Raw genomic sequence first — 12,512 nt, forward strand, 5'->3', positions numbered from 1 at the left:
ATGCGCTATCTGACCGCCAACGAGTTCCGCCGGAAAACGCACATTCATGTCACGCGAAAAATTCTACATCACGACCGCCATTTCCTATCCCAATGGCAAGCCGCATATCGGCCATGCCTATGAGCTGATCGCCACGGACGCGCTCGCGCGCTTCCAGCGGCTCGACGGGAAGGACGTCTTCTTTCTCACCGGCACCGACGAGCACGGCATCAAGATGCTGCAGACGGCGCGCAAGGAGGGCGTCACCCCGCGCGAGCTCGCCGACCGCAACGCGGCGGAGTTCCAGCGCATGGCCGAGGCGCTGAATGCCTCCAACGACGATTTCATCCGCACCACCGAGGAGCGCCACTATCGGTCCTCGCAGGCGATCTGGAAGGCGATGGAGGCCAGCGGCGACATCTACAAGGGTGGTTACGCGGGCTGGTATTCCGTCCGCGACGAGGCCTATTACGGCGAGGAAGAGATCGAGCTGCGCGACGACGGCGTTCGCTACGGGCCGCAGGGCACGCCGGTGGAGTGGGTCGAGGAGGAAAGTTATTTCTTCCGGCTTTCGGCCTATCAGGATCGCCTGCTGAAGCTCTATGAGGAGCGTCCCGATTTCATCGGGCCTGTCGAACGGCGCAACGAGATCGTCAGCTTCGTGCGTTCGGGACTGAAGGATCTGTCGATCTCACGCACGACCTTCGACTGGGGAATTCCGGTTCCCGGCGACGAGAAGCACGTGATGTATGTCTGGGTCGATGCCTTGACGAACTACATCACGGCCGTCGGCTATCCCGATGAAAAGGCTGAGCTTTGGAAGTACTGGCCCGCCGACGTGCACGTCATCGGCAAGGACATAACGCGCTTCCATACGATCTACTGGCCGGCCTTCCTGCTTTCGGCCGGCATCGAGCTCCCGAAGCGCGTCTTCGGCCACGGCTTCGTGTTCAACCGCGGCGAGAAGATGTCGAAATCGGTGGGCAACGTCATCGATCCGCTACAACTCGCCGAGCATTACGGGCTCGATCAGCTCCGCTATTTCCTGTTGCGCGAGGTTCCGTTCGGGCAGGACGGCAATTACAGCCACGAGGCGATCGTCAACCGCACCAATGCCGATCTCGCCAACGATCTCGGCAATCTGGCGCAGCGCTCGCTGTCGATGATCGCGAAGAATTGCGAGGGCAGGGTGCCGGCGCGCGGCGAGCCGCGGGAGGCCGATCGGGCAATCCTCGACCAGGCGACAGCCGCGCTCGTCACGGCACGCAAGGCGATGGGGGAGCAGGCGATCCACCAGGCGCTTGCCGCGATCTTCGCGGTGGTGGCCGAGGCCAATCGCTATTTCGCGGGGCAGGAGCCCTGGGCGCTGCGCAAGACCGACCCGGCGCGGATGGAGACGGTGCTGTGGACGACAGCGGAGACGATCCGGCGGATCGGCATTCTCTGCCGGCCGTTCATTCCGGGCTCGGCCGACAGGCTGCTCGATCTTCTCGCCGTGCCCGAGGAACGGCGCGACTTCGCACATCTGGGCGACGAGCACGGGCTGGCATCGGGCGACGCCTTGCCGGCGCCGCAAGCCGTCTTCCCGCGCTATGTCGAGCCGGAAGCGGCGGCCTGAGGCTTTGCAGGCGATGCTCGTCGACAGCCATTGCCATCTGGACTTTCCGGATTTCGCGGAGGAGCGCGACGCGATCGTTGCGCGTGCGCTCGCCGCGGGGGTGGGGCGCATGGTGACGATCTCGACGCGGGTGCGCTGGTTCGACCAGATTCGCGCGATCGCCGAGGCCTATCCGGAAGTGTTCTGCTCGGTGGGCACGCATCCGCACAATGCCGCCGAGGAACTGGACGTGACCGCGGAGGAACTGGTGCGGCTCGCCGGGCATCCGAAGGTCGTGGCGATCGGCGAGGCGGGCCTCGACTATTTTTACGACCACGCGCCGCGCGATGCGCAGGCGCAGGGTTTGCGAACGCATATCGCGGCGTCGCGGACGACCGGATTGCCGCTGGTGATCCATTCGCGCGACGCCGACGAGGACATGGCGTCGATCCTGGAGGAGGAGACGGGGAAGGGACCCTTCCCGTTCATTCTCCATTGCTTTTCCTCTGGCCGGACGCTTGCCGAAACCGGCGTCAGGCTCGGCGGCTATGTCTCGTTTTCCGGGATACTGACCTTCCGCAAATCGGAGGAATTGAGGGACATCGCCAAGGACGTTCCTCGCGACCGGCTGCTCGTGGAGACCGACGCGCCATATCTCGCGCCGACGCCGCATCGCGGCAGACGCAACGAGCCTGCCTTCGTGACGAACACCGCGCATGTGCTTGGCCAGACGATCGGCGTCGGTGATGATGAGATCGCGCGAATCACCACCGACAATTTCTTCCGGCTTTTCAGCAAGATGGAACGGCCGTAGATGGCCGACACGATCCGCCTGACCATTCTGGGATGCGGTTCGTCACCGGGAACGCCGCGCATCGTCGGCGATTGGGGTGCCTGCGATCCGTCGAACCCGAAGAACAGGCGCCGCCGCGCCGCAGCCCTGGTCGAGCGGATATCGCCGGCGGGCATCACGCGTGTGGCGATCGATACGGGGCCTGATTTTCGCGAGCAGATGCTCGATGCAAACGTCACCCATCTCGACGCCGTCGTCTACACTCATCCGCATGCCGACCATATCCACGGGATCGACGATCTGCGCGGGTATTTCCTGGCGCAGCGGCGCCTCGTCGACATCCACGCAGACATGCCCACGCTGGAGCGGTTGAGGGAAGCGTTCGGCTATTGCTTCGAGACGCCGCCGGGCAGCAATTATCCGCCGATCGTAAAGCCGCACACGATCGCCCACGACGTGGCCTTCACCGTGGACGGTTCGGGCGGCCCGATCATTTTCGAGCCGCTGCCGCAGATCCACGGCGACATCATTTCGCTCGGCTTCCGCATCGGCGATCTCGCTTATTGCTCGGACGTCAGCGATTTTCCGCCCGCGACCGCCGATCGGCTGCGGAGCCTCGACGTGCTGGTGATCGACGCGCTGCAGTACAAGCAGCATCCGAGCCATCTTTCGCTCGCCGAGGCGCTGGATTGGATCGAGCGGCTGGCGCCGAAGCGGGCCGTGCTGACGCACATGCACATTCCGCTCGACTACGCGACGGTCGCGCGGGAGACGCCCGACGAGGTTGAGCCGGGTTACGACGGCATGGCGATTGAAATTTCATACGTAACCGGTTGAACAAAATAACTTAATGCCGATCCTGAGCGCATTTTCGTCCAAGCGAGTTCCATAATCTATATTATATGATTTTTCTCGACCATGGACCGTCCAGCCGCCTCGCCGCGGATTTCATCTAGCATCCATCCGTGCGGCCTACTCTTCAAAGCGACCCGTGGCATCACGGTCGCGTTCGTATCGCCTCTCGATCGGAAATGGCGGCAGCCAGGACTCGCGACGAATGGTCCAGCTTTCGTAGGTCGGCGTCAATTGGTCGGGAGCGTCCAAGGATCCGAGGTTCACTTCGATTTCGTCCGCCGTGCGTCCGAAAATGGTCGATCCGCAGCGAGGGCAGAAAAATCGCCCGGCATAGTCGCGTGTTTCTCCATCGATCGTCACCGCATCCTGAGGAAATATCGCGGAAGCGTGAAAAAGCGCCCCGTGATGCTTGCGGCAGTCGAGACAGTGGCAAAGGCCGACCCGGTATGGTCGTCCAGACGCCACAATTCGAACGTCGCCGCACAGGCAGCCGCCGGTGAATCGGTCCATGCTGCGCCTCCTTTAAAATCAAGTGGCCGGAATGTTTGCGATTTCGGGCGTCCAGGATGCGCCGGCCCTTTCGTCCGCGTATGCCGAATTCATGGGCGCAGCATTCTAACCTCGCTTTGTCGATGCCGCAAAATATCCGGCCAAGGGTCCATCGACGGCTCCCTCGCACCGAAGCCTCGCGCCTGGGGATAATGGATGCCGGCGCGACGTGGCGATTGGACAATGCGGCCCGCGCCGTTAGTTTCCTCCCATGAAACCTTCCAAGGACATCACCCGCCTCATCGAGATCATGGCCGCGCTGCGGACGCCGAAGACCGGCTGCCCATGGGATCTGGAGCAGAATTTCGAGACGATCGCGCCCTATACGCTCGAGGAGGCCTACGAGGTTGCCGACGCGATCGCCCGCGCCGACATGGACGATCTGCGCGAGGAGCTTGGCGATCTTCTGCTGCAGGCCGTCTATCACGCCCGCATGGCCGAGGAGGCCGGCGAATTCGCGTTCGGCGACGTCGTCGAGGCGGTCACCCGGAAGATGATCCGCCGGCACCCGCATGTCTTCGGCGACGAAACCGCGCGCGAAGCCGGCATGGCGAAGGGCGCGTGGGAGCGGATCAAGGCCGAGGAAAAGGCGGAAAAGCGCGCCGCGCGACTTGCCAGGGGACTCGACCCGGAAGACCACGGCAAGGGTTTCCTCGACGGCGTCCCCCTCGCCCATCCGGCGCTGACACGGGCGCTCAAACTGCAGGAAAAAGCGGCAAAGGTCGGTTTCGACTGGCAGGAGGCGCAGCCGATCCTCGACAAGATCGAGGAGGAAATCGGCGAGCTCCGCGAGGCGATGGCGGAAGCGGACGAGGATGCCGTGCTGGAGGAATTCGGCGACGTGCTGTTCGCGCTCGTCAATTTCGGCCGTCATTTGAAGATCGACGCCGAGACGGCGCTGCGCCGCACCAACGAGAAATTCCGCTCGCGTTTCCACAAGGTCGAGGAAGCGCTGAAACAATCCGGACGCACGCTGGAAGAGGCGTCGCTGGAGGAAATGGAAGCGCTTTGGCAGGAGGCGAAGCGCAAGTAGGCTTTCAGCCCTTGCGCGTCGCCAGCCGCTCCTCGATCTCGCGGCGGATATCGGCCGTTGCCTTGAGCAGGATTTCGGCGCCGCCGTCCTCCAGGTCCTTCCTTTCGATCACTTCGCCATTGCGGTAGAGCCAGTCGATCTCGCCGATCTCCTCGGGCTTCAGCACCACGGTTATCGTCGCGACCTCGCCCGAAATCCGCTCCTCGACGATCGCCAGCAGGCGATCGGTCCCCTCGCCCGAGATCGCCGATATGGCGACCGGATGAGAACCATCGGCGCGCGCGGTCTCGGCGAGACGCTCGCGGTCGGCAGGCTCGAGCCGGTCGACCTTGTTCCACACTTCGAGCACGCGGGACGCATCGCCGGCGTCGATGCCGAGGTCCAGCAGGATGCGCTCGACATCCTCCGCCTGCGCGGCCGTGTCCGGGTCGGAAATGTCGCGCAAATGGATGACCAGATTGGCCTCGACCACTTCTTCGAGCGTGGCTCGGAAGGCGGCGACCAGATGGGTCGGCAGATCGGAAATGAAGCCGACCGTGTCGGAAAGGATGATCGTCGTCCCGTGCGGCAGCCTCACCCGGCGCAATGTCGGGTCGAGCGTGGCGAACAGCATGTCCTCGGCAAGCACGGAGGCACCCGTCAGTCGGTTGAACAGCGTCGACTTGCCGGCATTGGTGTAGCCGACGATGGCGACGACCGGATAAGGCACCTTCTTGCGCTTCGCACGATGCAGGTCGCGCGTACGCCGCACGGTTTCGAGCTCGCGCTTCAGCCGGACGATCTTCTCCTGAAGGATGCGCCGATCGGCCTCGATCTGGGTTTCGCCCGGGCCACCGAGGAAGCCGGCGCCGCCGCGCTGGCGCTCCAGGTGCGTCCAGCTCCTGACCAGTCGCCCCTTCTGGTAATTGAGATGGGCGAGATCGACCTGGAGCGTGCCTTCCCTGGTGCGCGCGCGCCTGCCGAAGATTTCGAGAATGATGCCGGTGCGGTCCAGAACCTTCGCGTTGAGTTCCTTTTCGAGATTGCGCTGCTGGACCGGCGTCAGCGGATGGTCGACGACGACCAGTTCCGCCTTCCGCTCCTTCATGATCTCCGCGAATTCGGCAACCTTGCCCGCGCCAAGCAACGTCGCCGGACGCGGGTCGTTGACCGTCACGATCTCGCGATGGACGGTTTCCAGGTCGATGGCGGCGGCAAGACCGGTCGCTTCCTCGAGGCGGGCCTGAGGAGAACGCGCCAGACGCGGCCGTCCGGCGGTCGCGTCGTCCTGATTCCTGGATTGCCTGGTCAGGACGGGAACGATGATGACGGCGCGCGTCAACGCGACCGCCGGCGGGGTACCGCCCGCCTCGGCGCCGTCAGCGTTGCGCCCTGCCCGCTTCGATGGAGCCAATCAGCCTTCCCGGCCGTTTTCCTCGCCATCAAACATCTGAACCGGCTGGCTCGGCATGATGGTGGAAATGGCATGCTTGTAGACGAGCTGCGAATGCCCGTCGCGGCGCAGCAACACACAGAAATTGTCGAACGAGGTCACGACCCCGGTCAGCTTCACGCCGTTGATGAGAAAGATTGTAAGAGGGTTCTTGCTCTTGCGAACTGAGTTCAGGAACAAGTCCTGCAGATTTTGCGTACGTTCCGCCATTTTTCTTGTCTTTCGCCGATCCCCTGCGGTGTGCCTCTAGTAGCGCCAAATTAATCGGCCCATGTCAAGCACACTACCGCCTTATCGCCACCATTCGCGGTAAGCGAATTCGTTTCGCCGGCCCCTTTCGCCACAGGCGTTAACAGGCTGGAGTCTTTTCCGCAACGTCAAAAAAGGCTTCGCGGAGGGAAAGTGTGACGGAACCCGGATGTCCGTTGGCAACCGGATCGCCGTCGATTGCAACGACAGGCATTACCACGGTCGTCGCGGCGGTGATGAAGGTTTCCTTCGCGGCCTTGGCTTCCTCGACCGAAAATCCCCTTTCCTCGACCTTCAAGCCGAGCTTTCGGGCGATATCGAGCACGGTCGTGCGGGTCACGCCGCGCAAGATGCCGAAATCCGCCGGGCGGGTGACGAGCGTTCCGTCCACGGTGACGATCCACGCATTGGTCGCCGCGCCCTCCTTCACCGTCCCGTCCTCATCCACAAACCAGGCCTCCTGGGCGCCTGCCTCGCGCGCCTGCTGGCGGGCGAGGACGTTGGGCAGGAGGCCGACCGACTTGATGTCCACCCTCTCCCAGCGGTTTTCGGGAACGGTGATCACCCTGATTCCCTGCTCCGCCCGCTTCGCCGCCGCGCGCGGATCGCCGCGCTTGGCGGTGATGACGATCGCCGAGGCCGTGCCCTGCGCCGGAAAGAAATGGTCGCGCGGCGCCACTCCACGGGTGACCTGCAGGTAGACGAGGCCGTTCGTCACCAGATTGCGGCGTACGACCTCCTTCATCACCAACTCGAGGCTCGCCCGCGTCATCGGCCAGTCGATCCTGAGCTCGCTCAGCGAGCGGCTCAGCCGGTCGAGATGCCGCGTCATGTCCATGATGTTGCCGCGCGCGACCTCGCATACCTCGTAGACGCCGTCGGCGAACTGATAGCCGCGGTCCTCGACATGCACCGAAGCCATCGAGTGCGGCACATAGCGCCCGTTGACATAGGCTATCCTTGGCATTCATCCCTCTCCTTGGAAATTGCGTGTCGCCGGACGGCGATCAGAAGAATTCGAGACTGACGCGGAACATCTGCTCGACCTGTTTGACCGATTCGGCCATGGCGAGCATCACCACGCGGTCCTTTGGCTTGATGACGAGCGAGCCGTCGGGCTTGATCACCTCGCCGTTGCGGTAGATCGCGCCGAGCCGCATGCCCGGCGGCAGCGCCAGTTCGCGCAAGGGCGAACCGACGAGCGGCGAGGTCTCCAGCGCCTCCGCCTCGATCACTTCAGCCGCGCCACGGTGGATGCTGTGCACGGCGCGGATGCGTCCTCGCCGCACATGCTGCAGGATGCGCGAGATCGTCACCGAGCGGGGGTTCACATGCGCGTCGATGCCGAGCATGTCGGTGAAGTCGTGATAGGTCGGGTTGTTGATGAGGACCAGGTTGGCCTTGCAGCCGAGCCGTTTGGCCATCACGCCGGAGAGTATGTTCACCTGGTCGTCATTGGTCAGCGCGACCATGAGGTCGGCTTCCTGGATGTCGGCCTCCTGGAGAATTTTCTGGTCGAGCGCGCTGCCGTGAAGGACGACGGTGCGCCGGAGGCCGTCGGCGATCGCCACGGCGCGGTCGCGGTTGCTCTCGATCATCTTGACCTTGGTGCGGCTCTGGCGGTTCTCGATCGTGCGCGCGACATAGAGGCCGATATTGCCGCCCCCGGCAATCACGATCCGCGTCGCTTCCTGCTCCTCGTGGCCGAACAGGCCGAGCGTGCGGCGAACCTGCTCCTTGGACGTCACGACATAGGCGAGATCGCCGGCAAAGAGCTGGTCGCCGGAATGAGGCACGAAGAGCGTGTCGTCTCGCGAGACACCCACGACGGTGGACGGCAGGTCGGGAAAAAGCTCCGACAACTGCTCCAGCGGCGTGTTGATGACCGGGCATTCCTCCATGCACTCGATGGCGATCATGATGATCTTGTTGTCGGCGAAGCGCACGATGTCGGTCGCGCCGGGAAAGGCGATGCGCCTCAGCACCATCTCGCCCACTTCGAGCTCCGGCGAGATGATCACGTCGATCGGCAGGTGCTCGCGCGAGAACAGGTCCATATAGTGCGGCTGCAGGTAGGATTGCGCACGCACGCGGGCGATCTTGGTCGGCACGTTGAACAGCGAGTGGGCAACCTGGCAGGCGACCATGTTGACCTCGTCGTGCAGGGTGACGGCGATGATCATGTCGGCCTGCTGCGCTCCGGCCGCTTCCAGAATGTCGGGATGCGAGCCATGCCCGACGAAACCGCGCACGTCGAGCGAATCCCTGACGCTGCGGATGAGCTCGGGCGACGTGTCGATGACGGAGACGTCGTTCTGTTCCGCCGCCAGCCGCTCCGCTATGCCGTAACCGACCTGACCGGCGCCGCATATGATGACGCGCATCTCAAACTCCGAGCGACTTCAGCTTGCGGTGCAGCGCCGAGCGTTCCATGCCGATGAACTCGGCCGTGCGCGAGATGTTGCCGCCGAAGCGGTTGATCTGCGCAAGCAGATATTCCTTCTCGAAGAGTTCGCGCGCCTCGCGCAGGGGCAGCGCCATGATGTGCTGGTCGGACTGGTTGGGCGCGCGCGGCATGACGTCGCCTATTTCTTGCGGCAGGAGGTCGGCGGTGATCGGCGCCTCGACATCGTCGCCGCGAGCGAGGATCATCAGACGTTCGATATTGTTCTTCAACTGGCGGATATTGCCCGGCCAGTTGTGCGCCTGAAGCACCGCCATGGCGTCGTCGCCTATCCGCCGCATCTTGATGCCGGCCTGCGAGGCCACCTGCTTCATGAAATGATCGACCAGATAGGGAATGTCCTCGCGCCGCTCCGACAGCGGCGGCACGATCACCGGCACCACGGCGAGGCGGTGGTAGAGATCCTCGCGAAAACGCCCTTGCTGAATCATCGTCTCGATGTTCTGGGCGGAGGAGGAGATGATGCGCACATCGACCTTCACCCGCTTCGTGCCGCCGACGCGCTCGAATTGCTGGTCGACCAAGACGCGCAGGATCTTGTTCTGCGTCTCGCGCGGCATGTCGGCCACTTCGTCGAGATAGAGAATGCCGCGATGAGCTTCCTCCAGGGCGCCGACCTTGCGCTCGCCACCATTCGCCTCGGTGCCGAACAGCTCGATCTCCATGCGCTCGGGCGTGATCGAGGCCGCGTTGACACTGACGAAGGGGCCGCTCTTGCGCGCCGAAAGGGCGTGGATCGCCCGCGCCACCATCTCCTTGCCGGAGCCCGATGGCCCGATGATCATGACGCGGCTGTTGGTCGGCGCGACGCGCTCGATCGTCTGGCGCAGATGCGACATGGCGGCCGACATTCCGATGAGGTCGAAGGTCACGCCGGACCGCTTCTTGAGATCGGAAACCTCGCGTTTCAGCTTCGAGGTCTCCAGCGCGCGCTCGGCGATCAGGATCAGCCGATCCGCCTTGAAAGGCTTTTCGATGAAATCATAGGCACCGCGCCGGATGGCTGAGACGGCCGTCTCGATATTGCCGTGGCCCGATATCATCACCACCGGTAGGTCGGGATGCTGCTTCTTGATCTCGTCGAGAAGCTGGAGGCCGTCGAGCCGCGATCCCTGGAGCCAGATGTCGAGGAAAACCAGCCGCGGCACGCGATCGGCGATCGCGGCAAGCGCGCTGTCGGCATCGAAGGCCGTGCGGGTCTCGTGACCCTCGTCGCCGAGGATGCCGGCAACGAGCTCGCGGATATCCTCCTCGTCATCGACGATTAGAATGTCAGACGCCATTTCTTACCTTTTCCGTCCTCTCTTCTGCCTTCGCCGTCGAAGGCCCGTTTGCCGATCCGGCATCGACCGCCGGAAGCACAATACGGATCATGGCCCCCCGGCCCTCGTGGAAATCGCCCGGTGCGTCGTGCAGTTCGAGCCGCCCGCCATGGTCTTCCACGATCTTCTTGACGATTGCGAGACCGAGGCCGGTGCCTTTTTCCCGCGTCGTCATATAGGGCTCGAGCAGACGTTGCCGATTTTCGCGCGGCAGGCCCTTGCCGTTGTCGATCACGTCCACGACGATCTGGCTGCCGGCGCGTCTGGCGCGCACCAGGATGGCGCCGGTCTGGCCGATTTCCCGCTCGGCGCCCTCGATGGCCTCGGCCGCGTTCTTGATGAGATTGCCGAAAGCCTGGCTGAGAAGCCTCGTGTCGAAGGTCCCCATCAGCGGCTTGTCGCCGAAATCGCGTATGAATTCGATGTCGCTGCGACTGACCTCGACGAGGAACGACGCTTCGCGAAGCGGGTCGCGCAGGTCGATCAACTGCATGTCGGGCTTCGGCATGCGCGCGAAGGCGGAGAACTCGTCGACCATGCGGCCGATATCGCCCACCTGGCGGATGATCGTCTCGGTGCACTGGTCGAAGACCTCGCGATCTTCGGTGATGACCTTGCCGAAGCGGCGCCTGATGCGTTCCGCGGAAAGCTGGATCGGCGTCAGCGGGTTCTTGATCTCGTGCGCGATGCGGCGGGCGACGTCGGCCCAGGCCGAGGAGCGCTGAGCCTGAACGAGGTCGGTGATGTCGTCGATCGTCACGACATAGGACATGGGCTGGGACTCGGACCTGCCCTCCTCCGTCGTGATCTGCACGTTGAAGGTGCGCTCCGCACCCGTGCGATAGAAGGTCGCCTGCTCGCGATAGACCGCCCGGCCGGAGCGGCGGCCGTTCTCGAATATGCGGCCGACATGCGGCAGCAGGTTGCCGAGATTCTGGCCGATGGAGCCATCGGCGCGGATCGCCAGCATCGCCTCGGCCGAACGGTTCACGATCGTGACCGTACCGTGGGCATCGACGCCGATGACGCCCGCGGTGACGCCGGCCAGGACGGCCTCGGAGAAACGCCGACGCTCGTCCACCTGGTCCTTGGCGGTGATCAACTCGTTGCGCTGCGACTTGAGCTGCAGGATCATCTCGTTGAAAGTGTCGCCCAGCGAGGCGACATCGCCATCCGTCGGGCGCACCGGCACCGCGACGTCGAGATTTCCCGTCGCGACCTCGTCGGCCGCGCCGATCAATTGCCTGATCGGCCGGACGATACGGTCGGCGACCGCGATGCCCGTCCAGGCCGCGGCAAGAACGATGATCAGGGTAACGCTGAGATAGAGCAGCGCGAAGGCGACCTGCGTGGAGAGCCGGTTCTGCTCGAGCCCGCGATATTCGTCGGTATTGGCGCGCACGATCTGGCGCGCCTTGATCACCTCGGGGTCGACGAGGCGTATCGTGTAGAGATAGGCGTCATCGATATCGCGCAGCTTGATGATCGCGCCGACGATGTTGCGCAGCAAAGGCGGGATGAGGACGGGAAGCCCGTCCGACGCGGTGTGGACCGCTTCGATCGGCGGCGTCGGGATATCGAAATCCGCCTCGGTCTCGGCCTGCATGATGAAGGAGCCGTCGGAACGGATCAGCGCCGCGTGGGCGAGCGCCCGGCCCTTCGCCTGTTGCGACATCAGCGTGCGGAAGCCGGTGCGGTCGAGCCCGTAAAGCGCGCGGTTGGCGTCGAGCACGTAGGCCATCGACAGCGTCGTGTCCTGCAGGTTGCGGGCATTCTCATTGACATAGGCTTCCGCGATCGACAGCGAGGAGCTGATGATCACCTTGGTGCGCAACTCGAACCAGCGGTCCAGACCGAGATCGAGGGTGACCGCCGCGACGATCGCGACGAGAATCGCGGGAATGGCCGCCACCAGCGAGAACATGGTGACGATGCGTACATGAAGCCTGGAGGCAGCCCTGCCCCGCCGCCTGGCCATGTAGATGCGGTGCGCCTCGCGGATGATCAGCGCGAGCAGAAGCAGGATGAAGGCGGCGTTGATGCCGATCAGCGTGTTGGTGGTCGTCAGGTCCGGCGTGATCGGCGTGAGGCCGAGAAGCACCGCGAAGGAAAGCGCCGAGGCGATCAGCGCGCCGATGACCGCGACGATACCCGGCAGCGCCATGAGGCGGCGTGCTTCCGGGGGATTCCCCTCGGGAAGCGCCGACGCGGGCATGGCGTGGGTGTGTAACGTCATCGG

11 protein-coding genes are annotated in these 12,512 nt (G+C 63.9%); 4 read left to right on the forward strand and 7 right to left on the reverse strand.

Translation table 11 applies throughout. The features are described from left to right. Positions 1 to 46: 46 nt before the first annotated feature. Genes metG through XW59_RS10570 form a run of 3 tightly spaced genes read left to right on the forward strand, consistent with a single transcriptional unit; the run spans position 47 to position 3,206 of the window. Entirely contained in the window at positions 47 to 1,597 is a 1,551-nt protein-coding gene (gene metG / locus XW59_RS10560; protein WP_047144892.1) for a methionine--tRNA ligase, read from the forward strand. 13 nt (positions 1,598 to 1,610) lie between these two features. After that, positions 1,611 to 2,390, forward strand: a complete 780-nt coding sequence (locus tag XW59_RS10565) for a TatD family hydrolase (RefSeq protein WP_047144984.1) — start codon at positions 1,611 to 1,613, stop codon at positions 2,388 to 2,390. Next, positions 2,391 to 3,206 carry an MBL fold metallo-hydrolase gene (locus XW59_RS10570; protein ID WP_047144893.1) on the forward strand — a complete coding sequence of 272 codons (816 nt, stop codon included), beginning with the start codon at positions 2,391 to 2,393 and terminating at the stop codon, positions 3,204 to 3,206. A gap of 135 nt (positions 3,207 to 3,341) precedes the next feature. Here XW59_RS10570 and XW59_RS10575 read toward each other — a convergent pair whose 3' ends face one another. Further along, positions 3,342 to 3,734, reverse strand: a complete 393-nt coding sequence (locus tag XW59_RS10575; protein WP_047144894.1) for a GFA family protein — start codon at positions 3,732 to 3,734, stop codon at positions 3,342 to 3,344. A 250-nt stretch (positions 3,735 to 3,984) separates the two neighbouring features. On the opposite strand from XW59_RS10575, the gene mazG reads away from it, so the two are divergent. Continuing rightward, positions 3,985 to 4,806 (forward strand): nucleoside triphosphate pyrophosphohydrolase, encoded by an 822-nt coding sequence (mazG, locus tag XW59_RS10580; RefSeq protein ID WP_047144895.1) that lies wholly within the window; start codon positions 3,985 to 3,987, stop codon positions 4,804 to 4,806. A 4-nt stretch (positions 4,807 to 4,810) separates the two neighbouring features. Here the strand turns inward: mazG and hflX are convergent, their stop codons facing one another. The 6 genes from hflX to XW59_RS10610 form a co-directional block, all read right to left on the reverse strand. Then, a complete protein-coding gene (gene hflX / locus XW59_RS10585) occupies positions 4,811 to 6,097 on the reverse strand; it encodes a GTPase HflX (protein WP_246666054.1) in 1,287 nt (428 codons plus the stop codon). A gap of 102 nt (positions 6,098 to 6,199) precedes the next feature. Beyond that, complete coding sequence (gene hfq, locus XW59_RS10590) at positions 6,200 to 6,448, reverse strand: RNA chaperone Hfq (protein ID WP_047144897.1); 249 nt, start codon at positions 6,446 to 6,448, stop codon at positions 6,200 to 6,202. Between the two features lie 139 nt (positions 6,449 to 6,587). Continuing rightward, complete coding sequence (locus XW59_RS10595; protein WP_047144898.1) at positions 6,588 to 7,454, reverse strand: D-amino-acid transaminase; 867 nt, start codon at positions 7,452 to 7,454, stop codon at positions 6,588 to 6,590. A 40-nt stretch (positions 7,455 to 7,494) separates the two neighbouring features. Beyond that, on the reverse strand, positions 7,495 to 8,871 hold the full coding sequence (trkA, locus tag XW59_RS10600; protein WP_047144899.1) for a Trk system potassium transporter TrkA: 1,377 nt from the start codon (positions 8,869 to 8,871) through the stop codon (positions 7,495 to 7,497). A 1-nt stretch (position 8,872) separates the two neighbouring features. Further along, positions 8,873 to 10,234 (reverse strand): sigma-54 dependent transcriptional regulator, encoded by a 1,362-nt coding sequence (locus XW59_RS10605; protein ID WP_047144900.1) that lies wholly within the window; start codon positions 10,232 to 10,234, stop codon positions 8,873 to 8,875. Then, the gene (locus XW59_RS10610; RefSeq protein WP_082137510.1) at positions 10,224 to 12,509 is read right to left on the reverse strand and encodes a PAS domain-containing sensor histidine kinase; all 2,286 of its coding nucleotides are present in this window, start codon (positions 12,507 to 12,509) and stop codon (positions 10,224 to 10,226) included. The genes XW59_RS10605 and XW59_RS10610 overlap by 11 nt, the downstream gene beginning before the upstream one ends. Positions 12,510 to 12,512 lie beyond the last annotated feature (3 nt).

Source organism: Aquamicrobium sp. LC103, assembly GCF_001014615.2.
GTDB lineage: Bacteria > Pseudomonadota > Alphaproteobacteria > Rhizobiales > Rhizobiaceae > LBCQ02.

Coding starts and splice junctions, on each gene's coding strand:
- metG (WP_047144892.1), top strand. CDS start 47: ATGTCACGCGAAAAATTCTACATCACGACCGCCATTTCCTATCCCAAT.
- XW59_RS10565 (WP_047144984.1), top strand. CDS start 1,611: ATGCTCGTCGACAGCCATTGCCATCTGGACTTTCCGGATTTCGCGGAG.
- XW59_RS10570 (WP_047144893.1), top strand. CDS start 2,391: ATGGCCGACACGATCCGCCTGACCATTCTGGGATGCGGTTCGTCACCG.
- XW59_RS10575 (WP_047144894.1), bottom strand. CDS start 3,734: ATGGACCGATTCACCGGCGGCTGCCTGTGCGGCGACGTTCGAATTGTG.
- mazG (WP_047144895.1), top strand. CDS start 3,985: ATGAAACCTTCCAAGGACATCACCCGCCTCATCGAGATCATGGCCGCG.
- hfq (WP_047144897.1), bottom strand. CDS start 6,448: ATGGCGGAACGTACGCAAAATCTGCAGGACTTGTTCCTGAACTCAGTT.
- XW59_RS10595 (WP_047144898.1), bottom strand. CDS start 7,454: ATGCCAAGGATAGCCTATGTCAACGGGCGCTATGTGCCGCACTCGATG.
- trkA (WP_047144899.1), bottom strand. CDS start 8,871: ATGCGCGTCATCATATGCGGCGCCGGTCAGGTCGGTTACGGCATAGCG.
- XW59_RS10605 (WP_047144900.1), bottom strand. CDS start 10,234: ATGGCGTCTGACATTCTAATCGTCGATGACGAGGAGGATATCCGCGAG.
- XW59_RS10610 (WP_082137510.1), bottom strand. CDS start 12,509: ATGACGTTACACACCCACGCCATGCCCGCGTCGGCGCTTCCCGAGGGG.